Source organism: Streptomyces sp. NBC_00247 (assembly GCF_036188265.1).
Lineage (GTDB): Bacteria > Actinomycetota > Actinomycetes > Streptomycetales > Streptomycetaceae > Streptomyces.
The window spans coordinates 2,068,231-2,092,375 of the sequence record NZ_CP108093.1 but is presented as its reverse complement, the minus strand read 5'-3'; the positions used below and the strand labels follow the sequence as shown (position 1 = coordinate 2,092,375).

The 24,145-nt window shown below is 71.5% G+C and carries 21 protein-coding genes and 2 tRNA genes; 15 read left to right on the top strand and 8 right to left on the bottom strand.

Annotated elements, in window-relative coordinates:
• The first annotated feature begins 97 nt into the window (after window positions 1–97).
• Both OHT52_RS08580 and OHT52_RS08575 read left to right on the top strand, forming a co-directional pair.
• Window positions 98–271, top strand: coding sequence for a hypothetical protein (locus tag OHT52_RS08580; protein ID WP_443046527.1), 174 nt, complete (start codon window positions 98–100; stop codon window positions 269–271).
• 143 nt (window positions 272–414) lie between these two features.
• Window positions 415–954, top strand: coding sequence for a DUF6882 domain-containing protein (locus OHT52_RS08575; RefSeq protein WP_328719531.1), 540 nt, complete (start codon window positions 415–417; stop codon window positions 952–954).
• A 253-nt stretch (window positions 955–1,207) separates the two neighbouring features.
• Here the strand turns inward: OHT52_RS08575 and OHT52_RS08570 are convergent, their stop codons facing one another.
• Both OHT52_RS08570 and OHT52_RS08565 read right to left on the bottom strand, forming a co-directional pair.
• On the bottom strand, window positions 1,208–2,869 hold the full coding sequence (locus OHT52_RS08570; RefSeq protein WP_328719530.1) for an ABC1 kinase family protein: 1,662 nt from the start codon (window positions 2,867–2,869) through the stop codon (window positions 1,208–1,210).
• A gap of 63 nt (window positions 2,870–2,932) precedes the next feature.
• Window positions 2,933–4,075 carry a ThiF family adenylyltransferase gene (locus tag OHT52_RS08565; protein ID WP_328719529.1) on the bottom strand — a complete coding sequence of 381 codons (1,143 nt, stop codon included), beginning with the start codon at window positions 4,073–4,075 and terminating at the stop codon, window positions 2,933–2,935.
• A 339-nt stretch (window positions 4,076–4,414) separates the two neighbouring features.
• Here OHT52_RS08565 and OHT52_RS08560 point away from each other — a divergent pair, with 339 nt between their 5' ends.
• From OHT52_RS08560 to OHT52_RS08545, 4 genes are all read left to right on the top strand, one after another.
• Complete coding sequence (locus OHT52_RS08560) at window positions 4,415–5,035, top strand: M48 metallopeptidase family protein (protein ID WP_328719528.1); 621 nt, start codon at window positions 4,415–4,417, stop codon at window positions 5,033–5,035.
• A gap of 107 nt (window positions 5,036–5,142) precedes the next feature.
• Window positions 5,143–6,744, top strand: coding sequence for a TerD family protein (locus tag OHT52_RS08555; protein ID WP_328719527.1), 1,602 nt, complete (start codon window positions 5,143–5,145; stop codon window positions 6,742–6,744).
• Between the two features lie 11 nt (window positions 6,745–6,755).
• A complete protein-coding gene (locus tag OHT52_RS08550) occupies window positions 6,756–7,436 on the top strand; it encodes an AIM24 family protein (RefSeq protein WP_328719526.1) in 681 nt (226 codons plus the stop codon).
• 17 nt (window positions 7,437–7,453) lie between these two features.
• Window positions 7,454–8,200: an AIM24 family protein gene (locus OHT52_RS08545; RefSeq protein WP_328719525.1), complete on the top strand. Its 747-nt coding sequence runs from the start codon at window positions 7,454–7,456 to the stop codon at window positions 8,198–8,200.
• Window positions 8,201–8,342: 142 nt separating this feature from the next.
• Here OHT52_RS08545 and OHT52_RS08540 read toward each other — a convergent pair whose 3' ends face one another.
• On the bottom strand, window positions 8,343–8,879 hold the full coding sequence (locus tag OHT52_RS08540; protein WP_328719524.1) for an NUDIX hydrolase: 537 nt from the start codon (window positions 8,877–8,879) through the stop codon (window positions 8,343–8,345).
• Complete coding sequence (locus tag OHT52_RS08535; RefSeq protein ID WP_328719523.1) at window positions 8,876–10,369, bottom strand: zinc-dependent metalloprotease; 1,494 nt, start codon at window positions 10,367–10,369, stop codon at window positions 8,876–8,878. Before OHT52_RS08535 ends, OHT52_RS08540 begins: the two co-directional genes overlap by 4 nt.
• 193 nt (window positions 10,370–10,562) lie before the next feature.
• Here OHT52_RS08535 and OHT52_RS08530 point away from each other — a divergent pair, with 193 nt between their 5' ends.
• From OHT52_RS08530 to OHT52_RS08515, 4 genes are all read left to right on the top strand, one after another.
• Window positions 10,563–11,705: an SDR family oxidoreductase gene (locus tag OHT52_RS08530; protein WP_328719522.1), complete on the top strand. Its 1,143-nt coding sequence runs from the start codon at window positions 10,563–10,565 to the stop codon at window positions 11,703–11,705.
• A gap of 138 nt (window positions 11,706–11,843) precedes the next feature.
• Window positions 11,844–12,317, top strand: a complete 474-nt coding sequence (locus OHT52_RS08525) for a molybdenum cofactor biosynthesis protein MoaE (RefSeq protein ID WP_328719521.1) — start codon at window positions 11,844–11,846, stop codon at window positions 12,315–12,317.
• Window positions 12,318–12,498: 181 nt separating this feature from the next.
• Window positions 12,499–12,669 carry a hypothetical protein gene (locus OHT52_RS08520; RefSeq protein WP_266708887.1) on the top strand — a complete coding sequence of 57 codons (171 nt, stop codon included), beginning with the start codon at window positions 12,499–12,501 and terminating at the stop codon, window positions 12,667–12,669.
• Window positions 12,670–12,880: 211 nt separating this feature from the next.
• Window positions 12,881–13,969: a YlbL family protein gene (locus tag OHT52_RS08515; protein ID WP_328719520.1), complete on the top strand. Its 1,089-nt coding sequence runs from the start codon at window positions 12,881–12,883 to the stop codon at window positions 13,967–13,969.
• 68 nt (window positions 13,970–14,037) lie between these two features.
• Here OHT52_RS08515 and OHT52_RS08510 read toward each other — a convergent pair whose 3' ends face one another.
• A complete protein-coding gene (locus OHT52_RS08510; RefSeq protein WP_328719519.1) occupies window positions 14,038–14,598 on the bottom strand; it encodes a PPA1309 family protein in 561 nt (186 codons plus the stop codon).
• A 135-nt stretch (window positions 14,599–14,733) separates the two neighbouring features.
• On the opposite strand from OHT52_RS08510, the gene OHT52_RS08505 reads away from it, so the two are divergent.
• The 4 genes from OHT52_RS08505 (at window position 14,734) to OHT52_RS08490 (ending at window position 20,301) form a co-directional block, all read left to right on the top strand.
• A complete protein-coding gene (locus OHT52_RS08505; protein WP_328723661.1) occupies window positions 14,734–17,703 on the top strand; it encodes a UPF0182 family membrane protein in 2,970 nt (989 codons plus the stop codon).
• Window positions 17,704–17,745: 42 nt separating this feature from the next.
• Window positions 17,746–17,819 (top strand) — tRNA-Met (locus tag OHT52_RS08500).
• 207 nt (window positions 17,820–18,026) lie between these two features.
• Window positions 18,027–20,129 (top strand): tetratricopeptide repeat protein, encoded by a 2,103-nt coding sequence (locus tag OHT52_RS08495; protein WP_328719518.1) that lies wholly within the window; start codon window positions 18,027–18,029, stop codon window positions 20,127–20,129.
• Window positions 20,130–20,227: 98 nt separating this feature from the next.
• Window positions 20,228–20,301 (top strand) — tRNA-Met (locus OHT52_RS08490).
• Between the two features lie 135 nt (window positions 20,302–20,436).
• Here OHT52_RS08490 and OHT52_RS08485 read toward each other — a convergent pair.
• Entirely contained in the window at window positions 20,437–20,859 is a 423-nt protein-coding gene (locus tag OHT52_RS08485; RefSeq protein ID WP_328719517.1) for a Fur family transcriptional regulator, read from the bottom strand.
• A 153-nt stretch (window positions 20,860–21,012) separates the two neighbouring features.
• Here OHT52_RS08485 and OHT52_RS08480 point away from each other — a divergent pair, with 153 nt between their 5' ends.
• Window positions 21,013–22,482: a catalase gene (locus OHT52_RS08480; RefSeq protein WP_328723660.1), complete on the top strand. Its 1,470-nt coding sequence runs from the start codon at window positions 21,013–21,015 to the stop codon at window positions 22,480–22,482.
• An 87-nt stretch (window positions 22,483–22,569) separates the two neighbouring features.
• Here the strand turns inward: OHT52_RS08480 and OHT52_RS08475 are convergent, their stop codons facing one another.
• Window positions 22,570–22,974, bottom strand: a complete 405-nt coding sequence (locus OHT52_RS08475) for a CBS domain-containing protein (protein WP_328719516.1) — start codon at window positions 22,972–22,974, stop codon at window positions 22,570–22,572.
• Window positions 22,975–23,229: 255 nt separating this feature from the next.
• On the bottom strand, window positions 23,230–24,030 hold the full coding sequence (gene hisN, locus OHT52_RS08470) for a histidinol-phosphatase (protein ID WP_328719515.1): 801 nt from the start codon (window positions 24,028–24,030) through the stop codon (window positions 23,230–23,232).
• Window positions 24,031–24,145 lie beyond the last annotated feature (115 nt).

Below are 24,145 nucleotides of genomic sequence, written 5' to 3'. Positions count from 1 at the left end.
GTGCCCCGGTCTCGTTTCCGCCCGTGCGTTCCGCCGTGCCGCCCGTCATCCACGGAGTTATCGTCACGGCGTGGACGAGCAGACGTATCACCCCCCGATGCCCCAAGCCCCCCACGTTTCCTGTGGGCGGTGCGGCGTCACCGCCGGCGCGAGCGCACCACCCACCTGGATGTGCGCGGTGGAGAAGGACGGGCGCCACTACTTCTGCGAGAACTGCGCCCGCGCCCATATCAGGGCCGTCGAAAGCCGGCTCGACGTCGCCTCCTGGTGAGTTCGGGCCGTGTCACTCGGGTACGCGAGAACGCGGGACCCGGCCCACCCGGCCCGGGAACGTCCCTGGACCCGCTGCGCAGCAGGAATACGGGGCTGAGCTGCGGCCGACCGGCCCGTAGGCCGCTGGGTAGGGTTCGCGGCATGGGCATGTTCAAGCGGTGCAATGACGCGAAGAAAGCCGGTCAGCCCGGGGACCAGGCTCTGTTGGGTGCGTTGCTCCAGCAGGGCGAGAACTTGATCGAACGACTTGGTCGCGCGCACATGACCTGGGGTCTGGGATCGGCGGACCGCTGGGATCTCGACCAGACGACCGGCACGATCACGTGGACCTTCCCCGACAAGACCGCGACGGCCCCGGCGCAGATACTGGGAAGTTTCAGCTCCACGTCGAACTCCTGGCTGTGGGCTTGGGCGAATCCGAGCATCCTTCCTGGCATGAGCCGCGACGCGCGCGGCTTCCAGGACTGGGCGGAGGCGAACGGCCACCCCGGGCTCGCCCAGCCGAAGATCGAGGCGGACGCGACAGTCGCCGCCACCCTCGCGGCCCTGGCCGTCCGGGTCACCGAGGCCACCGGCTACTACCGGAGCCAGGGAAGCAGCTCCCTGGTCATGACCTTCGGCCCGGTCACCCTGACCGCGGCCGACGGCAGCGTCTCCAGCTTCCACCTCGATCTCGGCTGAAGGCCGAAGGTCCGGGACTCGGCTGCCCGCTCGGACGCAGCGCAGAGCGCGGAGCGCAGAGCGGCTGGCGGCTGGCAGTAGGCGGCTGGCAGCAGGCGACTGCCGAGGAGCCGGCAGTCGCCGGCCAGAAGCCAGCAGCCGGTGGTCGCCAGTAGGCGGCCCGTTGCCGACAGCCCGCAGCCCGCAGCCCGCAGCCCGCAGCCCGCAGCCGACAGTCGGAAGTCGCTGTCTCCCGCTCCGAAGCCGCCCTTCCTCACACCTCCTCGGTCTCCCGCCCGGTCCGTCCGTCGGAAGCACTCCGCCGCCCTCGGCCCGTTCGCTCGGCGCCCGCCGCGCGCTCCGTCCGCGTACTCGGGTCGTCCGAGGTACCCCGTAGTCCGGGACGTCCCGGACCCTCCGCGCCGTCCGGACCCTCCGCGCCGATCAAGGCGTCCGGGCCCTCGCCGCCGCCGCCCGCGCCGGTCGTCCCACCCGCACTGCCCGCGCCGTCCGCATCGCCCGCACCGGTCGTCCCACCCGCACCGCCCGGTTCCGGGAAGCCGGGCAGCCACGCTTCGAGCTCGTCCCGCAGGCGCACCGTCGCGCCCAGCTGGCAGAGCACCCCGATCGTGCTCAGCGTCACCCGGTGTATGAGGAGATAGGAGGGTGGAAGGTTCAACTGCCTCCCGAGCCGGTGCGCGGGGGAGCGGGGATCTGCGATCCGGGCCGCCTGGGTGCGCAGCCACCCCCGGCTGAAGGCGAACTCCTCCACCTGGGCCGGTTCGATGACGGGGACCAGGTAGTCCAGGACCGCGTCGGGGTCCAGATCCACCGACTCCGAAACGAAGCCCGCCCGCCGCAGCAGGGCATACACCTCCTCCGCCTCGCCGAGCAGCGTCATCCGCAGGGCCTCGCCGATGATCTCGGGCAGCCCGCCCGGCAACCGGTCGACCGTCCCGAAGTCGAGCACCCCGAGCCGCCACTCCCGCCACTCCCCGGAGCAAGGCGGGGCATCCGGCAGGGGGGCCTCCGGCGCGACGGCGGCCGGTTCCTCCCCGACGGGTGGCAGGAGGCGGAAGTTGCCCGGGTGCGGGTCGGCGTGGAGCAGGCCCGTCCGGGCCGGCCCGGAGAAGAGGAAACGCGAGAGCAACTGGCCCGCCCGGTTCCGCTGCTCGACCGTCCCCCGATCGATCACCTCGGACAGCGGGATGCCGTCCATCCACTCCGTCACCAGAACCTGGTCCGACTGGAGCACCACTCCGGGGACGACCACGTCGGGGTCGCCCGCGAACTCGGCCGCGTGCTCCTCCTGCGCCCGCGCCTCCAGCGCGTAGTCCAGCTCCTCCGAGACCCGGTCGCGCATCTCCTTGATCAGCGGCTTGACGTCCAGGCCGGGGATCAACGGCCCGAGGAGCCGCGCGAACCTGCTGAGCTGAGTGAGATCCGACAGCAGCGCCTCCCCGGCACCCGGATACTGCACCTTCACCGCGACATCGCGCCCGTCGTGCCAGACCGCCCGGTGTACCTGGCCGATGGAGGCGGCGGCGGCCGGCTGGTCGTCGAACGAGAGGAAGAGATCGCGCCAGCCCTCACCGAGCCGCTCCGTGAGCACCCCGTGGACCGTCCGCACCGGCATCGGGGGAGCGGCCTCCTGGAGCTTCGTCAGCGCCGCCCGGTACGGACCGGCCACCTCCTCGGGCAGCGCGGACTCGAACACGGAGAGCGCCTGACCGAGCTTCATGGCACCGCCCTTCAGCTCCCCGAGGGTCTTGAAGAGCTGGTCCGCCGTCCGCTGCTGCACCTCCCTGGCCACCAGCTCGGCCGGCCTGCCCCCGATCCGTTTGCCCAGGCCCCACGTGGCCCGGCCGGCGAAGCCGAGCGGCAGGGCGGCCAGTTTCGCGGTGCGGGTGACCGCCTTGCGGGGAAGATCGGACATGTGCTCCTCCAGTTCGTGAACTGCGGTGCCGGTGCGCCCTTCGCATCGATCCGGCGATGGCGGTCACCCGGCCATTGTGTCGCGCGCCGGGCCCGAGGCGGGGGAAAGCGCCCCGGTGGTGCGAGCGGCGCCGCACACACACGCCTGGTGGGGAGCGATTCGTTCGCCGCGCCACTCCATGAGGGGAAGCGCGGCTTCCCACCGGGAGCCCGTGATCGCCGGCAGTTCACCGTCCAGAAAAGACAGGGCGTGCGAGGCGGCGAGCCCGGCCACCGCTGCCGACAGCGCGAGGTCGCAGGCGGGTACCGCCCCCCGCCGTCCGGTCCGCCACTGCGCCACCATGCGAGGCCACTGCGCGTCTTGGTCCGCCCGGTGCAGGCCCAGACAGCCCGCGCATCCCGTGCCTCCGGGCAGCACCAGCGGGCCCACCACCCCGGTGGCTTCGATCACTCCCGCGTACAGGTGGGGGGTGCCCGAGGAGATCCATGGTTCGGCCGTCCCCGGGTCGGGGGCGTACACCGCGAGTCCGTCGCGCGGGGCGACCACGACCAAGGAGAGGCCGGGGCCGCCGCCCTCCGGCCCTACGTCCGCCTCCGTCGTGCGCGGGGCGGCTCCGGCGGCCGACCGGCGCACGAGCCGACGGGCCGAGACATCGCGGCGCTCCCCGACCGCCGAGGGCGGGAGGCCGCCGGGTGCCACGTCCCACGGCTCCGTCAGACCACCGTCCAGCACGTCCACCCGGCCCACCCCCGAACCCGAGAGCAGGGCCGCGATCGCCGCACCGACCCGGCCTGCGCCCCGGACCTGTACGCGCATCGCCCGCCGCGCGGCGAGCCGGCGGACCGCGCTCCCCGGTTCGGGATGCACCAGGGAGAGTGAGGCCGCGTCCGGGCGCTGGCGGTCCAGGACATCGGCCCGGCGGCGTAGGGCCGCAGCCTCCGCGCCACCCGCGTGGGGGTCGTCCAAGAGGCCTGCGCCCGCCAGCCGCTCGACGAGCACGTCCACATGGCGCTCCGCCAGATCCAGGGAGCGGGCCTCCTCCTTCAGCAGGGGCAGCCCCCGGGTGCCGTCGAGCAGCTCCAGGAAACTTCCCGTGGCGATATCCAGAGGACCGAAGGTGACCGCGTGCGCGGGAGTGACCCCGAATTGCACGGTGCTCCGTCCACGCCAAGCGCGGCGCAGTGCGGGCTTCAGCATCGGATGCATCTCTTTCTCCCTTTACGGTCGGGCCGCTCTTCCGCGGTCGGCCACGGACGTGGCAGTTCACGGACGAGGCAGTTCACGGACGTGGTTGACGACGGATGCGGCCGGCGACCCGATACGGCTCGTCGGCGGATACGGCGGATACGGCGGATACGGCGGAGCGTCGGGCCGGACTCCTCCGGTCTCCCTCCGCTCACAGAATGTCGTCGGAGCCCGAAACCCGCCGAAAGTTATCCACAAGGGAGGGAATTAGTCGTTCAAATGGTGTGCTTCCTGCGGGGATCGGAGAGGAACCGCAGGGGAGGCGGTACTTCTGCCGGGAACAGCGGGTAACGTCGAGGCGTGCCCGCCGATCCGTCACCCGGCCTCGCCGGGGAGATTCCCGCGCGCTCCGCCGCTGTACCGCAGCGCGGTGCCACCCGCCCGATCCGCCCGGCCGCGACGAGCGCCGTGGAGGTGCGCAGGAGCGACCGGCGCCGCAGGACGGTCTCCGCCTACCGCGAGGGCGACCGCACGATCGTGCTCATCCCCGCCCGGATGTCCGAGGCCGAGGAGCGCCGATGGGTCGGGGTGATGCTGGACAAACTGGCAGCCCAGGAGAGCCGCCGGGTGCTCGGCGACGGCGCGCTCGTGGAGCGGGCCGCGAGCCTCTCCGCCCAGTACCTCGGAGGCCGGGCCCGGCCGGCTTCGGTGCGGTGGGTCACCAACCAGAACACCCGCTGGGGCTCGTGCACGCCCGCCGAGGGCAGCATCCGCCTCTCGCACCGGCTGCAGGGGATGCCGGAGTACGTGGTCGACTACGTACTCGTCCACGAACTCGCCCACCTGCTCGTGCCCGGACACGGGCCCGACTTCTGGCGCCTGCTGGAGGCCTATCCGCGTACCGAGCGGGCCCGGGGGTACCTCGAAGGCGTGGTGGCGGTGGACCGGTTGCCGCATCTGCCCACCGCGCGGGAGGAGTGACGATCGGTGACTCTGTACCGAGTGTGTACCGACTTGGCTCAATGTCGTAGTTTGCGGATAGCCTGACGCGACGCATTCACATTCGGGATGGGGGACGGTCGTTACGCATGGCCAGGGAATTCCAACGCGGCCACAAGGCCAAGATCAGTGATCTCACGTCAGGGACGGATCTGTACGTAGGTGTGCAGATCGCAGGCCCGGGGCTGACCTTCGACATCAGCTGCTTCGGCCTCGACGCCGACGAACAGCTGTCGGACGACCGGTATTTCATCTTCTTCAATCAGCCGAAATCGCCCGAGGAGTCCATTCAGCTGCTCGGCGCGCAGTCCGGTGACACCGAGTCGTTCCGGGTGACGTTGGATCGTATTCCGGCCAACATCCACAAGCTGTCGTTCACGGCGACCGTCGACGGCGCCGGCCAGATGTCCCAGGTCGGCCCCGGATACATCCGGATCGTCGCGGGCGGTGAGGAAGTGGTGCGGTACGCCTTCACCGGCTCCGAATTCACCACCGAACGCGCGGTGATGCTCGGGGACTTCTATCTGAAGGACGTCTGGCGGTTCGCCGCGGTCGGACAGGGATTCGACGGCGGGCTCGACGCGCTCCTGCGCAACTTCGGCGGCGAGGTCGCCGAGGAGGAAGCGCCTGCCGCCGCGCAGCAGGGCGCACCCTCCTTCGCGCCGCCGGCCCAGGCGTCCGCGCCGCCGGCCTTCGGCGCGCCCGCCGCTTCCCAGGCGCCGCCGCAGCCCGCGCCGTCGTTCGGAGCGCCGGCGGCCCCCGCGCAGCCGCTGCACGCGGCGCCCACGATCGCCGCCCCGGTCGCACCGCAGGCCCCCGCCCCGTACGGCCAGCCGCCGCAGCAGCCGCAGTTCGGGCAGGTCCCGGGCCAGGCCGGCCCGCCGTACGGCCAGCAGCCCCCGCAGGCCTACGGGCAGCCGCAGTTCGGCCAGCAGCCCCCGCAGCAGTTCGGCCAGCCGCCGCAGGCACCCTTCGGCCAGCAGCCCGGCGGTCTCCCGCAGGGAGTGCCGCAAGGCGCCCCGGCGGCCGGCGCCGGACTCGCGGCGGCACTCCAGCCGTACAAGGAGAAGCCGACCGGACAGCGCTGGACCCCGCAGAACCAGCAGCTCATGCGGGTCGATCTCACCCTCGGAGGCAACCCCGTGCTGGCCCGTCAGGGCAGCATGGTGATGTACCAGGGCAAGGTCGACTTCGGTTACAAGGGCGCCGGCTTCACCGGCCGGGTCGTGGGCAACGCCACCGGCCAGGAGATGCAGCTCATGCGCTGTACCGGCCGCGGCCAGGTCTTCCTCGCCGAGGAGGGTGCCCACCTGCACCCCATCGAGCTCCAGGGCGACGGCATCTGCGTCTCCGCGGAGAACGTCCTGGCCTTCGACGAATCACTCCAGTACGAGGTCCGCAGGGTGGAGGGCCACGGCATCCCCGGCGGAGCCCTGTTCACCATGCAGTTCCAGGGCACCGGCACCGTGGTCGTCAAGACGCACGGTGTGCCGGTCGTCCTGCCGGTCACCCCGACCACCTTCGCCGACTGCAACGCCGTCGTCGCCTGGTCGTCGGCCGCCCAGGTCATCATCTCCAGCCAGGTCCGGCTGCGCCGCAACGCGTACCCCGGCCACAGCGGGGAGACCGTGAACCTCCAGTTCCGGGGAGCCCCCGGCAACTTCATCGTCGTCCAGCCCTACGAGGTCTGAGGGAGCCTGCCATGAACCAGCAACTCGCGGCCTACGCCCCGACCCCCGTCACCGCGCGGATGGAGAACCACGGCCACTCGATGCTCAAGGTGGCGATGGCCACCGGCCAGGACCTCTACGCCCGTACGGGTTCGATGGTGGCCTACGAAGGCTTCATCCAGTACGAACCCAACCCGCCCGCCGTCCGGCAGATCGCCTCCCAGTGGGTCACCGGCGAGGGCACCCCCGTCATGAAGTGCTCCGGCGACGGCCTGCTCTACCTCGCCGACTACGGCGCCGACGTGGTCGTCATCAACCTCAACAACGAGTCGATCTCGGTCAACGGCACCAACCTCCTCGCCTTCGACGCCCACCTGGGCTGGGGCGTGGAGCGGGTCAAGGGGATGGCGAAGTTCGCCGGCCAGGGCCTGTGGAACGTCGTCGTGGAAGGCACCGGATGGGTGGCCATCACCTCCCGGGGCACCCCGATCGTGGTCGACTGCGGCCGGGGCGAGGACGAGACGTACGTCGACCCGGACGCCCTCGTCGCCTGGTCGCCGAACCTCAAGATCAAGGGCAAGCGGAGCTTCAAGGCGAGCGCGCTCATCGGGCGCGGCAGCGGCGAGGCGTACCAGATGGCCTTCTCCGGCCAGGGCATCGTCGTCGTCCAGCCGAGCGAGGACAGCACCGACCGCCTCCGCGTCCGGTCCTGAAGGGAGGGAGAGACACCATGCAGAGTCCGCTTTTCGCCCACACCGAGCAGCAGTCCTCGGAGCGGTACACCGTTCAGAACCCGCAGTTGCTGCGGGTCTCCCTGACGGGCAGCGACGCCGTGCTCGCCCGCAAGGGCGCCATGGTCGCCTACCAGGGGCTGATGGAGTTCGACGGCGAGTACCAGTCGAGTTCCCAGCGCAACGCCCGGGCCCGCACGGGCGAGGGTCTCGACCTGATGCGCTGCACGGGCCAGGGCACCGTGTACTTCGCCAACCTCGCGCAGTACATCCACGTGGTCGACGTCGACCACGCGGGGATGACGGTCGACAGCGCCTACGTCCTGGCGCTCGACTCCTCGCTGCACACCGAGGTCATCGCCGTGGACAGCCAGTACGGCATCTCCGGCACGGGCAAGTACCAGCTCAACATCACCGGCTCCGGCAAGGTCGCGCTGATGACCTCGGGGCAGCCGCTGATGCTCCAGGTCACGCCGGACAAGTACGTCAACGCCGACGCCGACGCCATCGTCGCCTGGTCAAGCTCGCTCCGGGTCCAGATGCAGGCGCAGACGCACTCCTCGGGCGTCATGCGCAGGCGGGGCAACACCGGCGAGGGCTGGGAGCTGAGCTTCCTCGGCGAGGGCTTCGCGCTGGTCCAGCCCAGCGAGGTCATGCCCCCGCAGCACGCCCAGATCGGCCAGGGCATACGCGGCCAGTACGGCGTGGGCTCGCAGAACCAGAACCAGAACAACGCCTGGAACTGAGCACGGGAATGGCCGTGTCCGGCCATTCCCGTCGGACAGCCGGGACTCCGCGACACGTCCCAGGACGGACCACGCGCCCAGCTGCGCCACAGGGGCGGCCCCTCCATCGACGGAGGGGCCGCCCCTGTGGCGTACGGGCGGGTCAGAGCGCCGCTCGGGCGGCTTCCATCAGCCGTACCACCGAGGCGTCGGCGACCCCGGCCACCTCGTCGTACGGGTACCAGCGCAGATCCAGCGACTCCTCGCTGATCCGCTGCGTGGCCCCGGCGGGGGCCAGCGCGGCGTACTGCACGTCGAGGTGCCAGTGGCAGGGAGCCGGGATCGGGTGCCGGTCCAGGCGCACCGGGCCGCCGGCCAGCAGCACCAGGCCGTCGATGCCGGACTCCTCGGTGGCCTCCCGCAGCGCGGCGTCCGCGAGGGTGGCGTCCTCCGGCTCGCAGTGGCCGCCCATCTGGAGCCACATGCCGAGCTTCCTGTGCAGGGTCAGCAGCACCCTGTCCGCCGCCGGGTCCAGCACCAGCGCGCTGGCGGTCAGATGCCCCGCCCCGCAGGCCTTCCACATCCCGTCGGGATGGGCGTCGAGATGGTCGAGGTACGTCTGGCGGAGCTCCGCCTGACCGGCGTGACCGCCGCCCTCGTACGCCTTGAGCACGAGGGCGGCGTCGTGGTGCAGGCTCACCGGTCCGTGTCGCCCTTCGGGTCGGAGCCGTCCTTGCCGTCGGTCCCGCCGTCGCTCCCGGCCGCAGTGTCCTTCGGCGTGGTGCCCTCGGGTGCCGGGTCCTCGGGTGCCGGGTCCTTGGACGGGGCACCGCCGCTCGCGGCCTCGCCGAGCATCTTGTCGAGCTCGGAGAAGTCCAGCTGCTCGTGGTGGACGAAGCCGTCCGGATCGTCCAGGTCCTGGGCGGTCGGCAGCATGTCCGGGTGCTCCCAGAGGCCGTCGCGGCCTTCCACGCCCCGGGCGTCCGTGAGCGAGGCCCACAGGCGCGAGGCGTCCCGCAGCCGGCGCGGGCGCAGCTTCAGCCCGATGAGCGTGGCGAAGGTCTGCTCGGCGGGACCGCCGGAGGCACGGCGTCGGCGCATCGTCTCGCGCAGCGCGTCCGCCGAGCCCAGACGGGGCTTCGCCGCCTCGTGGACCACCGCGTCCACCCAGCCCTCGACCAGCGCGAGCGCCGTCTCCAGACGGGCCAGCGAGGCCTTCTGCTCCGGGGTGTCCTCCGGCTGGAACATGCCCTGCTGAAGGGCGTCCTGAAGCTGCTGGGGCTCCGAGGGGTCGAACTGCCCGACGACGTCCTCCAGCTTGGACGTGTCGACCTTGATGCCGCGCGCGTAGGACTCGACCGCGCCGTACAGGTGCGAGCGCAGCCACGGGACGTGCGCGAAGAGCCGCTGGTGGGCGGCCTCGCGCAGGGCGAGGTAGAGCCGCACCTCCTCCAGCGGGACGCTCAGGTCCTTGCCGAGACGCTCGACGTTCAGCGGGAGCAGGGCCGCCTTGCCCGCCGGACCGAGCGGCAGCCCGATGTCCGTGGAACCGACGACCTCGCCCGCGAGGACGCCCACCGCCTGCCCGATCTGCTGGCCGAACATGGCGCCGCCCATCGACCGCATCATGCCGATCAGCGGGCCGGCCATCGCCTGCATCTCCTCGGGCAGCACGTCGCCCATGGCCATGCCGACGCGCTCGGCCACCGGGTCCACCAACTGCTGCCACGCCGGAAGGGACGCCTCGACCCACTCCGCACGGCTCCACGCCACGGTGGTGACCGCGCCGGAGGGCAGTGAGGTCACACCGTCCAGCCAGTGGTCGGCGAGCCGCAGGGCCTCGTCGACGGCCGCGCGCTCGGCGGGGCCGACGCTCGCGTCCTTGCTGCCGTCCTGGGTGCCCTGCGAGACCGTCTGGCGGGCGATCTGCTTGGCCATGTCCCAGTTCACCGGCCCGCCCTCGTAGCTCAGCATCTGGCCGAGCTGCTGGAAGGCGGCGCCCAGGTCGTTCGGGTTCATCGAACCGAACATGGCCGCGAACGGGTTGTCGCCGGCGGCACCGGGACCGAAGCCGAACGGGTTCGCCGGTCCGCTCTGACCCTGCCCACCTTCGATGGGGTCCTTCTTCTTGCCGTCGCCGTTCTCCGGCTCCTCCGGCGGAAGGCCGAATCCGAATGGGGTGTCACTCACGGGTTTCCTCGGCTCGTAGGGCCGCCGGCTGGAACCGGCGGCGGTGCCCGGCTTGTCACCATCCAGCGTAGACACCCGCTCCGGCTCAGGGGCTCAGTGCTCCGCCGGGACTCGGGCTGCGGCAGGATGGACGCCACCAGGTACGCACGCCTCGACTCGGGTACGTACTGAAGACAACCGCTGGAGACGCCTGGTGAGTTCCCCAGATCCTCAGGTTCGCGGAGCGCGAAACCTGAACGACCCCATGACCGAGAAGAAGCCCGCGAAAAACATTTCCGGGAAGCGGGGCCCCGTCGTCGCGGTCACCGGCGCGGCGACCGGAGTGGGGGCGCTGCTGACCGCGCACCTCGCCGCGTCGGACGAGATCGGGCGGGTCGTCGCGATCGACGAGCGGCGCGCGGACGTACCCGGGGTGACCTGGCACGTCCTGGACGTGCGGGATCCCGCCATCGCCGAGAAGCTGCGGGGCGCGGACGTCGTGGTCCACCTCGCCGTCGACCTGGATCTGGAGACCGACGCGGCGGCCCGTACCGCCTACAACGTGCGCGGCACCCAGACCGTGCTCACCGCCGCCGCTGCGGTGGGCGTCCACCGGGTGGTGCTCTGCACCTCCGCGATGGTCTACGGCGCCCTGCCGGACAACGACATCCCCCTCTCCGAGGACGCCGAACTGCGGGCCACCGCGGAGGCCACCGGCGTCGGCGACCTGCTGGAGATCGAGCGTCTCGGCCGCCGCGCCCCGCGTGCCCACCCCGGCCTGAACGTCACCGTCGTCCGCCCGGCCGTCCTGGTCGGCGGGACGGACACCGCGCTCACCCGCTACTTCGAGTCCCCCCGGCTGCTGGTGGTGGCCGGATCGCGGCCGACCTGGCAGTTCTGCCACGTGGAGGACCTGGTCAGCGCCCTGGAGTACGCGGCGCTGGAACGGATCGACGGGGAGTTCGCCGTCGGCTGCGACGGGTGGCTGGAGCAGGAACAGGTCGAGGAGCTCAGCGGGGTACGCCGCATGGAGCTGCCCTCCGCGGTCGCGCTGGGCGCCGCCGCCCGGCTGCACCGGATCGGACTGACCCCCTCCCCGGCCGGCGACCTCGCCTACACGATGCACCCCTGGGTGGTCAGCGTGGGCCGGCTGCACGACGTCGGCTGGCGCCCCCGCTGGACCAACGAGGACGTGCTGGCCGCGCTCCTCGAAGAGGTGGAGGGCCGCCACACGCTGGCCGGCCGCCGGCTCGGCCGCAAGGACGCCACCGCCGCGGGCGCCGCCGGGGCGACGGTCGCGCTGCTCGGTACGGCCGCCCTGGTCCGCCGCGCCCGCAAGGCCCGCCGCCGGATCTGACCCCCGGCGGCCCGCCGATCCGCCCACGCGCCCCGCCGCCCGCGCTCCGCACCGCTGCCACCGTTCGCGGCAGGCCGCTTCCCGGCGGGAGGGAACACGTGTTTCCGTCGCGCCCGCGCCGTGCGGCACCATGGCCCCATGGCATCCCTTCACGACCACCGCGGCGACCACCCCGGCGAGCGGGCCGCGGCCGACCCGCTCCGGCTCCTCGCGATCCGCGAGACCCCGCTCTCCCTCGACGAGGTCTTCCGGGCGGTGGGGGACGACGCGGCCGGAGGGATCTCGCTCTTCGTCGGCACGGTGCGCAACCACGACGGGGGCCAGGACGTCGGGGCGCTCGGCTACTCCTGCCATCCGTCCGCCGAGGACGAGCTGCGCAGGGTCGCGGAGAAGGTCGTCGCCGACTACCCGGTCCGCGCGCTGGCCGCCGTCCATCGGGTGGGTGAACTCGACGTGGGCGATCTGGCGGTAGTGGTGGCCGTGGCCTGCCCGCACCGGGCGGAGGCGTTCGAGGCCTGCCGGAAGCTGATCGACGACCTCAAGCACGAGGTGCCGATCTGGAAGCACCAGCGCTTCCTGGACGGCACCGAGGAATGGGTCGGCGCCTGCTGAACCGGCCGGGACGACCCGATGACCGCCCGACCGCGCCCGACCGTGGTTCCCGGCCGCAAACCGTACGGGCACGGATCAGCCCCGATTTGCGTAACCGCCCCCCTGCCAGCAGCGTTGGTCCTGCCGCTGGTTCAATACGCAGACCGCCCGTCGCGGTCGCTCATGGGGTAGGGAGGTCGTAGTGGCCGCACTCGCATGGCTCTTGATTCCGCTTTTCGCCGCTCTCGGCGCGGCGATATGGGGAGGCTGGGCCGCACGTAACCGCACGACCGGCGATGTCACCGAACTCGCCGGGTACGCCCGGTTCCGGGAAGCGATGGAGAGATCGCACTCCGGTTCCGACGCCGTCTGACGAACGACGGTGACCGCGAGGACCGCGTCAGCCGTCCGCGACCGCCCCCCGGGCGTCGCCCCGCGACGCCCCCGCTCCGCCCGCGCACCTCCCGCGCGCTTCCGGCGCCACGAGCGGACCGTGAGCCTCCGATGTGCCGCCCCACCCCCGCCGATCTCGTACGGACCGGCCCCGGCGGTGCACTGACAGGTGCTTACCGTACTGTCGTTCCATGCCACGCCGCACCGCGACGATGCTCGCCTCGATTCTCATCTTCATCGCGCTCATCTGTGTGGGCGTGGTGCTTCCCGTCCCGTACGCGGAGATGTCCCCGGGGCCGACCTTCAACACGCTGGGCGACGCGGACGGCGATCCGGTACTGCAGATCTCCGGTCGCAAGACCTACCCGACGTCGGGGCACCTCAACATGACGACGGTCCGCGTCACCGGTGCGGACTACAACATGAACCTGGTCGAGGCCGTGTACGGCTGGCTGGCCCACGACAGTGTGATCGTGCCGCACGACACCCTCTACCCGGACGGGAAGACCGAGGAGCAGTCCACGCAGGAGAACGCCGAGGAGTTCAGCCAGTCCCAGGAGAGCGCCAAGGTCGCCGCCCTGAAGGAGCTGGACATCCCGGTGACTTCGCGCGTCGTCGTGTCGACCGTCGTGAAGGGCGGGGCGGCCGAGGGCAAGCTCCACGCGGGCGACGTGATCAAGTCCGTGGACGGCACCGCGGTGAAGAACCCGGCGGACGTCGCCGAGCTGGTGAGCAAGCGCGACGCCGGCGAGGACGTGACGTTCACGGTCGTCCCGGCCGAGCGGGCCGCCGCCGCCGAGAAGGCCGGCAAGGAACCCGAGGGCACCCAGGACGTCACCCTCACCACCCGCGAGGCGGAGGACGACGGCCGGGCGATCGTCGGTATCCAGGCGGGAACCGACCACACCTTCCCGTTCGAGATCGACATCAATCTCGCCGACGTCGGCGGCCCGAGTGCCGGGCTGATGTTCTCGCTCGGCATCGTCGACAAGCTCACGCCGGGTCAGCTCACCGGCGGGAAGTTCGTCGCGGGCACCGGCACCATCGACGACGACGGCACGGTCGGCCCGATCGGCGGCATCAACATGAAGCTGGTCGGCGCGCGGAACGCGGGGGCGCGGTACTTCCTCACCCCCGACGAGAACTGCGCCGCCGCCGCGGCCGACATCCCGTCCGGTCTCACCCTGGTCCGGGTCAAGACGATCGACGACGCCAAGAAGTCCCTGGACAAGATCCGCACCGGGGACACCGCCGCGCTGCCGAGCTGCTCGAAGAGCTGACGGCCGGCTGACGGCGGGGCCCGCGGAACCGACGGCCGGGGCCCCGCGGCGGGGCCCCGGCCGGACCCTCAGGACTCGAAGGTCGCGGCCAGCGCGTCGGCCAGTCCCGGGACGAGCGCCGGGCCCGTGAGGACCTCGTTGGCGGAGTCCTTCTCCCGCAGCCGGATCGCGGACTCGCGCTTGCCGTTCCGCAGGACGGCCACGGTCATCCGGACCTCCTGCCGCGCCGGGTGCGCCGCCACCCAGGCGGTCAGCTTCTTCCCACTGAGCCCTTCGGGTACGGAGGCCTCGGCGGACGGCGGCAGCATGAGCCGCTCGACCGTCAGCGCGCACCCCGCCACCCCGTCCGGCCAGGCGATCGTGGCGAGGAACTCGTCCAGCGGCTTGCCGGAGGGGATCTCCTCCTGCTCGACGGGGGTGTAGGCGGCGGGCACCGTACCGTCGGCGCCGAGGCCGAGCTGGGCGGCGAGGCCCGGCTCCTGGGCGCGCAGGCTGGTGGTGTCGACGAGGGCGAAAAGGCGGGCGGGGCGGTCCCATCCGAGACCGGCGGCGTACTCGTCGATCTCGAGCACCGCGACGGTGAGGGGACTCGCGGCCATCGGAGGGCCTGAGGAAGAAACGTTGGGCATACCAATATCCTGCCTCTTTTCGCACCGGGAGCGGGAACTAGGTAAAGCCTCCGTAAGTTGCAAGGAAGGGCTCCACGATCGCGGAGCCCGTTCCACACGACCCCGAAGTACGAGGTGCGCACGTTGGCTTTCCAGATGCCGGACCGCGGCGGAGGCCCGACCGGGCCACGGATCAGAGTCGGCCGCCCGTCCCGGCGTGCCCGTACCCTTCTCTTGACGCTGGGCGTCCTCGCGGCGCTCTGCATGGCGTTCGTCATGTTCGCCGGGTTCTGGACCGACTGGCTCTGGTACCGCTCGGTGTCGTACTCGTCGGTCTTCACCACGACGCTGTGGACCAAGATCGGTCTGTTCCTCGTCTTCGGACTGCTGATGGCCCTCGCCGTCGGCCTCAACGTCTGGCTCGCCCACCGGCTCCGGCCGCCACTGAGCGCGATGTCGCTGGAGCAGCAGAGCCTGGACCGCTACCGCATGGGTGTCGCCCCGTTCAAGAAGTGGGTGCTCCTCGCGGTCACCGCGCTCGTCGGGCTGATCTCCGGGGCCTCCGCGTCGGGCCAGTGGCGCACCTGGCTGATGTACGTCAACGGCGTCTCCTTCGGGCAGAAGGACCCCCAGTTCCACCTGGACGTCTCCTTCTACGCCTTCGACCTGCCGTGGTACCGCTTCCTGCTCGGCTTCGGCTTCGCCGCGGTCGTGCTGTCGCTCATCGCGGCGGCCCTGACGCACTACCTCTACGGCGGTCTGCGGATCACCAGCCCCGGCGCCCGCGCGACCGGCGCGGCCACCGGGCACCTCTCGGTGCTCCTGGGCGTCTTCGTCTCGCTGAAGGCCGTGGCGTACTGGCTCGACCGGTACGGACTGGCCGTGAAGTCGAGTGACTTCAAGGCCACCGACAACTGGACCGGCCTGCGGTACGTCGACGCCAACGCCTATCTGCCGGCGAAGACGATCCTGTTCTGCATCGCCGCGATCTGCGCGGTGCTGTTCTTCGCGACGCTCTGGCGCCGCACCTGGCAGCTCCCGGTGATCGGCTTCGGGCTGATGGTCCTCTCGGCCATCCTGATCGGCGGGCTCTACCCGGCGATCGTCCAGAAGTTCCAGGTCCAGCCGAACGAGCAGGCCAAGGAAGCCCCGTTCATCCAGAAGAACATCAAGGCGACCCGCGACGCGTACGACATCGACGACGCACAGGTCGACGACTACGCCGGCAAGAGTACGGAGACCGAGGGCGCCGCGCTGCGCACCCAGGCCGACGCCGCCGCGAGTTACCGCGTGATGGACCCCAACGTCGTCTCCCCGGCGTTCCAGCAGCTCCAGCAGAAGCGGAACTACTACCAGTTCCCGGCGACGCTGGACGTGGACCGCTACGAGGAGGACGGCAAGGAGCAGGACACCGTCGTCGGCCTGCGCGAGCTCAACCTCGCGGGTCTGCCCAAGCGGAACTGGATCAACGACCACTTCACGTACACCCACGGCTACGGCGCCATCGCGGCCAAGGGCACCAGCACGGGCACCAACCCCGTGGGCTCCCCGGACTTCACCGAGTCCGGACTGCCGACGACGGGCAAGCTCGGCGAGTACGAGCAGCGGATCTACTACGGCGAGAAGACCGAGCAGTACTCCATCGTCGGCGGGCCCCAGAAGGAGCTCGACTACGAGGACGACGGCGAGAAGACCACCAGCTACAAGGGTGACAGCGGGGTCAGCCTCGCCAGCGCCTTCAACCGCGCCGCGTACGCGGTCTCGTTCAGCGAGCCGCAGATCCTCTACTCGGGGGCCATCGGCGACGGCTCGCGGATTCTCTACAACCGCACGCCCAAGGAGCGCGTCGAGGCGGTCGCCCCGTGGCTGACCATCGACGGCGACGCCTACCCGGCGGTCGTCGACCACCGCATCCAGTGGATCGTCGACGCGTACACCACGACGAACGGCTACCCGTACGCGTCCCGTACGACGCTCGGCGACACCACGGCCGACTCGCTGACGACCAACCAGCGCGCGGTCGTCGCCCAGCAGAACCAGGTCAACTACATCCGCAACTCGGTGAAGGCCACCGTCGACGCGTACGACGGCACCGTCACGCTCTACGAGTGGGACACCGAGGACCCGGTCCTCAAGACCTGGCGCAAGGCGTTCCCCGGGACCGTGAAGGACAAGTCCGCCATTCCGGCGGATCTCATGGACCACCTGCGCTACCCGCAGGACCTCTTCAAGGTCCAGCGGGAGCTGCTGACCCGCTACCACGTCACCAACCCCGCGCAGTTCTACAGCGGCAGTGACGCGTGGCAGGTGCCGGACGACCCGACCAACAAGGAACCGGGCTCCGTTCCGCCGTACTACCTCTCCATGAAGATGCCGGACCAGGACCAGCAGACGTTCTCGCTGACCACGACGTTCACGCCGAGAGGCCGTCCCGACCTCGGGGCGTTCATGGCGGTGGACGCCGACGCGGCCAGCTCCGACTACGGCACGATCAGACTCCTCAGAGTCACCAACACGGTGAAGGGGCCCGGGCAGGTACAGAGCGAGCTCAACGGCAACGACGACGTAGCCGAGTTCGTGAGGAACCTCAAGGGCACCGACTCGGACATCGAGTACGGAAACCTCCTCACCGTGCCCCTGGACGGCGGGTTCCTCTACATCGAGCCGGTCTACACGCGCGGTGGCAACCAGAACTACCCGCTGCTGCGCAAGGTGGCCGCCTCGTTCGGGTCGAAGATCGTCTTCGAGAACAGTCTCGGCGAGGCGCTGAACGCGGTCTTCGACGTGGACTCGGGCACGACCCAGCCCACCGAACCCACGGAACCCACCGAACCGACCAAGCCGAACGAGCCGACCAAGCCGCCGGCCACCGGCGACGCGGCGCTCAAGGAGGCCATCGCGGACGCCCAGGAGGCGTACGACGCCGGCCAGGAAGCGCTCCGGAAGCCGGACTGGACGGCCTACGCCAAGGCCCAGGACGACCTCCAGGACGCCCTGAAGCGGGCCGCGGAGGCCCAGTCCGGATCGGGCGGCTCCGCGGCCGGCTCCGGCACGGGCTCCGCTTCCGGCAGCACCGCCCGGTCCACCGGCACCTCGGCCGAAGGGGCCGCCGACCAGGGCAGCTGAGAAAACCCACCCCCGCGTCGTGGTACTGTTTGAACACAACGACGCGGGGTGGAGCAGCTCGGTAGCTCGCTGGGCTCATAACCCAGAGGTCGCAGGTTCAAATCCTGTCCCCGCTACTGAAAGACGAAGGCCCGGATCCACTGGATCCGGGCCTTCGTCATGTCGTGGTGTCCTCGAAGAGCGGGCGTGAAGTGCGGTTCGCGGGGCACCAGTTGTCCGGGGTCGTGTTTGACTTGTCTCTCTGTGGGCATGTCGACAAAACGCTGAAGTGACCTCACTGTCCGCGATATACCAGGTGTACGCGGGTTACAGGTGGTGCGACGATGGTATTTATGGGGGACAGGGCAACTCTGTTGGAGACAGGGCGGTTTGTGCAACGGCGGACACGGGGCCCGGAGCGGGCGCCGGCCGCGGCGTCGTCCGCGGTGACCGACGGGGCGGCGGGGGCCGCCGAGCAGGCCGTGACCAGCGACCACTTCACCACCGGGGCCACCGAGACGACGGGGGGCACGGTCACGCCAGGCAACCCAGAAGACACGGACACCGCCGCCCGGTCCTCGTACACGGCCGGGGTGAGCGACGCCGGAGACGTCGCCGACGCGATCGGCGCCCCGGGGAGCGCCGAGACCACCGAGGAAGAGGAGCGCCACCGGCGTGCCGCCGACGCGGGCGACACCGCCGCGATGAGCGTCGTCGGCGCGCTGCTGCTGCGCCGGGGCGAACTCGACGCCGCCGAACCCTATCTGCGCGGGGCCACCGCCGACGGCGACCGGGCCGCCGCGAACAACCTCGGCGTCCTGCTGCACCAGCGCGGATACCCGGACGAGGCGGCCGGGTGGTGGCGCATCGCGGCAGTCGCGGGCTCCGCCTCCGCCGCGCACGCGCTCGGCCGGCACCTGCGCGAGCGGGGCGACGAGCCGGGCGCCGAGTACTGGCTGCGCCAGTCCGCCGAACAGGGCCACGCGCTGGGCGCCTACGCCCTCGCGGACCTGCTGGAACACCGCAGCGACGTCGGCGCCGAGCGCTGGCTGCGTGCTGCCGCCGAGCAGGGCCACCGGGAGGCCGCGTACCGCCTGGCCAGGACCATCGAGCGCAACGCCGTCGAGGACCCGCACCAGGCCTTCGGGCTCGGGCGGCTGCCCGTCGAGGCCGTGGAGCCCGCTCCCGGCCCCGCCCGTGCCATCGGCGACGGCCCGGTCGCGGGCCCCGCCGAGGGGCGCGTCGGCGAGGCCGAGCAGTGGTACCGGCAGGCGGCGGCCCGGGGCCACCGCCGCGCCGCGCTGCACCTCGGCGCCATCCTGGAGCGGCGTGGCGAGCTCAAGGAGGCCGGGCGCTGGTACCTCACCTCCGCGCGGGCGGGCGAGGCGCGCGCGGCCTGCGCCCTGGCCTTCCTGCTGCGGGACGTCGGCGACGTGGAGAGTGCCGCCGTGTGGTGGCTCCGCGCCGCCCAGGAGGGCGACGGCAACGCCGCCAACGCGCTCGGCGCCCTGCACGCCGACCGGGGCGAGCCGCAGACCGCCGAGCGGTGGTACCGGGCCGCTTTGGACGCGGGCGACGTGAACGGCGCGTACAACCTCGGGCTGCTCTGCGCCGCCCAGGACCGCACCCCGCAGGCCGAGCAGTGGTACCGCCGGGCCGCCTACGCGGGCCACCGCGAGGCTTCCAACGCGCTCGCCGTGCTGCTCCTGCAGGCGGGCGACGCGACGGGTGCCGAACCCTGGTTCTCCAAGGCGGCCGAGGCGGGCAGCGTGGACGCCGCCTTCAACCTCGGCATCCTGCACGCCGGCCGGGACGAGGAACTCGCGGCGCTGGGCTGGTACAAGCGCGCCGCATCCGCCGGACACACCGACGCGGCGCTCCAGGTCGCCATGGCGCTGCTGCGCCAGGGCGAGGACCAGGAGGCCGAACGCCACCTGCGTACCGCCGCGGGCGGGGGCAGCGCCGAAGCCGCCTTCCGGCTGGCCGGGGTGCTCGACGCGCGCCGCCCGCCGCGCGCGACGCCGGTCCTCGGCGAGCCGATGCCGGAGAAGACGGAGTGCGAAGAGTGGTACGAGCGCGCCGCCGAGCAGGGGCACCGCCGCGCCCAGGTCAGGGTCGGCATGCTCTGCTCCGCGCGCGGGGACGTGGAGAGCGCCGCGCGCTGGTACCGCGAGGCCGCCGAAGCGGGCAGCCGCAACGGTGCCTTCAACCTCGGGCTGCTGCTGGCCCGCGAGGGCAGTGAGCGCGAGGCGGCCCTGTGGTGGAGCCGCGCCGCCAACGACGGCCACGGCCGGGCGGCGCTCCGGCTCGCCCTGCTCGCCGCCCGCCGGGGTGAACTCACCGAGGGGCAGCGCTGGTGCGCCCGCGCGGTCGAGCTGGGCCCCGCCGAGGTCGCGGAGCGCGCCGCCCGCCTCCAGGAGGCGCTGCACCAGGAACTCACGGCGTGAGCGGGGTGCCCACCGGAGCGACGGCGTGCGCCCCGGCGGGCACCCCGCTGAATGGATTTGCCACGGCCGACCGGGTGACGTAATGTTGCATTCAACGACGCGGGGTGGAGCAGCTCGGTAGCTCGCTGGGCTCATAACCCAGAGGTCGCAGGTTCAAATCCTGTCCCCGCTACTGAAAGACGAAGGCCCGGATCCACTGGATCCGGGCCTTCGTCGTGCGCGCGTGCGCGACGCCGTCACACGCAGGACCGGCCGGTGAGGAACCCCGGCCGGTCGTGGCGCGTGCGGGCGGATCGGGCGGTGACGGTCAGGCGGTGGTCGTCGCGCAGTTCGGGCAGAGGCCGCGGTAGGTCACCTCGACGCCCGACACCGTGAAGCCGAAGCGCTCCTCGTCGGGCAGGTCCGCCAGTGGATTGCCGGTGGGGTGGACGTCCCGGATGGCTCCGCAGTTCGCGCAGACCAGGTGGTGGTGCGGGCGGCGGGCGTTCGGGTCGTACCGCTTGGCGCGGCGGTCCGTGGAGACCTCCAGCACCTCGCCCAGCGACACCATCTCGCCCAGGGTGTTGTAGACCGTGGCCCGCGAGATCTCGGGCAGTCTGTCCACGGCCCTCGCGTGCACCTCGTCGGCCGTCAGGTGCACGTGTTCGCCGTCGAGGACCTCGGCGACCACGCGGCGCTGCGCCGTCATGCGCCAGCCACGTCCACGGAGTCGTTCCAACAGGTCACTCATGGCACCAGCCTAACAGCGGGCAGGATCAGTCCCGAACAGGTGTGACATTGGATGTTCACTTGACTTAGACAAAGTCCATCGTAGGATCGAATCCGGCAGAAGCCAAGGGAACGGCCGTGCGCGCCGCCGGGAGACGGCGGGCGCACGGCGGACATCACGCAGGAGGCGCACGTGACGCAGGGACCGCTCACCACGGAGGCCGGAGCGCCGGTCGCCGACAACCAGAACAGCGAGACGGCGGGCGTCGGCGGTCCGGTGCTCGTGCAGGACCAGGCGCTGCTGGAGAAGCTCGCCCACTTCAACCGGGAGCGCATACCGGAGCGCGTGGTGCACGCCCGCGGCGCCGGCGCGTACGGCACCTTCACGCTGACCCGCGACGTCTCGCAGTGGACGCGCGCCGCGTTCCTCTCCGAGGTCGGCAAGCAGACGGAGACCTTCCTCCGCTTCTCCACCGTCGCCGGAAACCTCGGATCCGCCGACGCCGTGCGCGATCCCCGCGGCTTCGCGCTGAAGTTCTACACCGAAGAGGGCAACTACGACCTCGTCGGCAACAACACCCCGGTGTTCTTCATCAGGGACGCCGTCAAATTCCCCGACTTCATCCACACCCAGAAGCGCGACCCGTACACCGGCTCGCAGGAGGCGGACAACGTCTGGGACTTCTGGGGCCTGTCACCCGAGTCGACCCACCAGGTCACCTGGCTCTTCGGCGACCGCGGCATCCCGGCCACGCTGCGCCACATGAACGGGTACGGCTCGCACACGTACCAGTGGAACAACGAGGCCGGCGAGGTCTTCTGGGTCAAGTACCACTTCAAGACCGACCAGGGCATCAAGAACCTCACCACCGACGAGGCCAACCGCCTCTCCGGCGTCGACCCCGACAGCCACCAGCGCGACCTGCGCGAGTCCATCGAGCGCGGTGACTTCCCGTCCTGGACCGTGCAGGTGCAGATCATGCCCGCGGCGGACGCGGCGACCTACCGTTTCAACCCGTTCGACCTCACCAAGGTGTGGCCGCACGAGGACTACCCGCCGGTCGAGATCGGGAAGCTGGAGCTCAACCGCAACCCGGAGAACATCTTCGCCGAGGTCGAGCAGTCCATCTTCAGTCCCGCGCACTTCGTGCCCGGCATCGGCCCGTCCCCGGACAAGATGCTCCAGGGCCGCCTCTTCGCGTACGGCGACGCCCACCGCTACCGCGTCGGCATCAACGCCGACCACCTGCCGGTGAACCGCCCGCACGCCACCGAGGCGCGGACCAACAGCCGCGACGGACACCTCTACGACGGCCGTCACGCCGACTCGAAGAACTACGAGCCGAACAGCTTCGGTGGTCCCGCCCAGACCGGCCGGCCGCTCTGGCGACCGAGCCCGGTCGACGGTGCCACCGGCAACCACGTGACGCCCCTGCACGCCGAGGACGACGACTTCGTGCAGGCGGGCAACCTCTACCGGCTGCTCTCCGAGGACGAGCAGGGGCGCCTGATCGAGAACCTCGCCCAGTTCATCGCCAAGGTCTCTCGTGACGACATCGCCGAGCGCGCGGTGGACAACTTCCGCCGGGCCGACGGCGACTTCGGCAAGCGGCTGGAGGACGCGGTCCAGGCCCTGCGCGCCTGATCACGGACGGCACGCGCGAGAACGGGCCGGACACCCCGCACGCGGTGTCCGGCCCGTCCCGTCGTCCAGGCGCCCCGAAGGGCTCGCTCAGCCAGCCAGTTCGACCGTGTGACGGCGGCGCACCGGAGCCCAGCAGCGGATGATGTCGCGGACCGACACCAGGCCCACCGGGCCGTCGTCGTTCAGCACGATCAGGTGCCGGAACCCGCCGTGCGTCATGGCCTCGGCGGCCTCTTCCAGGGTCCAGGTGGGGGCTGCGAAGACCACGTCCGTGGTGGTGTGGCCGGACACGGACTCGCGGTCCGGGTCCTGGCCGAGCCCGACCGCGTCCAGGATGTCGCGTTCGGTGATGATGCCGAATCCGCAGGTGTCCGGATCATGGACGACGGCGGCTCCGACGCGGCGGGCCGACATCAGTGCGGCCGCCTGACGGAGTGTGTGGGTGGGGCCGATGGTGAGCACCACGGTGGTCATGGCGTCTCGGACCAGCATGACGGGGCACCTCCTCGGTGGACCGGCCGGAAAGTGAGCCGATTCACAAGTTCACAAGCGGGGGTTTCAGGATGGCACCCCGCCCGAGACCCGACAAGAGGTGCGCGAGGCGGCCACAGGGCGTGCGCGCGCACGCCCCGCGGCCCCCGGGCGCCCCTGGCGCTCCGCCGACCGGGGCGGTACCCCGGCCGGGACGGCGCGGTCGTCAGTAACGCTGGTCGCGTCGGTCGTCAGTAGCGCTGGTCGCGTCGGTCGTCAGTAGCGCTGGTTGAGATAGCCCAGCAGTTCGTCGTGGAGCAGGCCGTTCGACGCCGCCGCGTTGCCGCCGCCCGGGCCGGGGACGCCGTCCAGGCCGGTGAAGCTGCCACCGGCCTCCTGCACCACGATCGCGGTGGCCGCCATGTCCCAGAGCGAGAGCTCGGGCTCCGCACACATGTCCACGGCCCCCTCGGCGACCATCATGTACGACCAGAAGTCGCCGTAGCCCCGCGTCCGCCAGCAGGCCCGGGACAGGTCGAGGAAACCGTCCAGCCGCCCCTGCTCCTCCCACCCGGTCAGCGAGGAGTACGCGAAGGAGGCGTCCGAGATCTGCCCGACCTTCGAGACTTCGAGCCGGGTCGCGGAGGTGAGGCTGCGCCCCGAGTACGCGCCGGAGCCCTTCGCCGCCCACCAGCGCCGGCTCAGCGCCGGAGCGGACACCACGCCGACCACCGGCTGGAAACCGTTCTCGCCCGCCTCCATGAGCGAGATCAGGGTCGCCCAGACCGGCACCCCGCGCACGTAGTTCTTCGTACCGTCGATCGGGTCGATCACCCAGCGGCGAGGGCCGGTGCCCTCCAGTCCGTACTCCTCGCCCAGGACCGCGTCGCGCGGGCGGGCCCGGTGCAGGTGGCCCCGGATCAGCTCCTCGGCGGCTTTGTCGGCCTCGCTCACCGGAGTCATGTCCGGTTTGGTCTCCACCTTGAGGTCGAGGGCCTTGAACCGGTCCATCGTCGCCGCGTCGGCGGCGTCCGCCAGTACGTGGGCGAGACGCAGATCATCGTGGTAGTCGGACATGCCGTCACAGTATCCAGCCCGGTCCGCGCGGGGCCACACGGCCCGGCGTCACCCGGCCGGAGCACGCGCGGGGCGGGCGGCAGCCGGTGCGACGGGCCGGAGGGCTCTCGGACGG

What these genes read in the sequence shown, in the direction of transcription:
- OHT52_RS08485 (WP_328719517.1), bottom strand. Translation starts at nt 20,859, where the DNA reads ATGAGTGACCTGTTGGAACGACTCCGTGGACGTGGCTGGCGCATGACG.
- OHT52_RS08525 (WP_328719521.1), top strand. Translation starts at nt 11,844, where the DNA reads ATGGCATCCCTTCACGACCACCGCGGCGACCACCCCGGCGAGCGGGCC.
- OHT52_RS08555 (WP_328719527.1), top strand. Translation starts at nt 5,143, where the DNA reads ATGGCCAGGGAATTCCAACGCGGCCACAAGGCCAAGATCAGTGATCTC.
- hisN (WP_328719515.1), bottom strand. Translation starts at nt 24,030, where the DNA reads ATGTCCGACTACCACGATGATCTGCGTCTCGCCCACGTACTGGCGGAC.
- OHT52_RS08505 (WP_328723661.1), top strand. Translation starts at nt 14,734, where the DNA reads ATGCCGGACCGCGGCGGAGGCCCGACCGGGCCACGGATCAGAGTCGGC.
- OHT52_RS08475 (WP_328719516.1), bottom strand. Translation starts at nt 22,974, where the DNA reads ATGCTGGTCCGAGACGCCATGACCACCGTGGTGCTCACCATCGGCCCC.
- OHT52_RS08580 (WP_443046527.1), top strand. Translation starts at nt 98, where the DNA reads ATGCCCCAAGCCCCCCACGTTTCCTGTGGGCGGTGCGGCGTCACCGCC.
- OHT52_RS08575 (WP_328719531.1), top strand. Translation starts at nt 415, where the DNA reads ATGGGCATGTTCAAGCGGTGCAATGACGCGAAGAAAGCCGGTCAGCCC.
- OHT52_RS08495 (WP_328719518.1), top strand. Translation starts at nt 18,027, where the DNA reads ATGGTATTTATGGGGGACAGGGCAACTCTGTTGGAGACAGGGCGGTTT.
- OHT52_RS08570 (WP_328719530.1), bottom strand. Translation starts at nt 2,869, where the DNA reads ATGTCCGATCTTCCCCGCAAGGCGGTCACCCGCACCGCGAAACTGGCC.
- OHT52_RS08550 (WP_328719526.1), top strand. Translation starts at nt 6,756, where the DNA reads ATGAACCAGCAACTCGCGGCCTACGCCCCGACCCCCGTCACCGCGCGG.
- OHT52_RS08545 (WP_328719525.1), top strand. Translation starts at nt 7,454, where the DNA reads ATGCAGAGTCCGCTTTTCGCCCACACCGAGCAGCAGTCCTCGGAGCGG.
- OHT52_RS08515 (WP_328719520.1), top strand. Translation starts at nt 12,881, where the DNA reads ATGCCACGCCGCACCGCGACGATGCTCGCCTCGATTCTCATCTTCATC.
- OHT52_RS08565 (WP_328719529.1), bottom strand. Translation starts at nt 4,075, where the DNA reads ATGCATCCGATGCTGAAGCCCGCACTGCGCCGCGCTTGGCGTGGACGG.
- OHT52_RS08510 (WP_328719519.1), bottom strand. Translation starts at nt 14,598, where the DNA reads ATGCCCAACGTTTCTTCCTCAGGCCCTCCGATGGCCGCGAGTCCCCTC.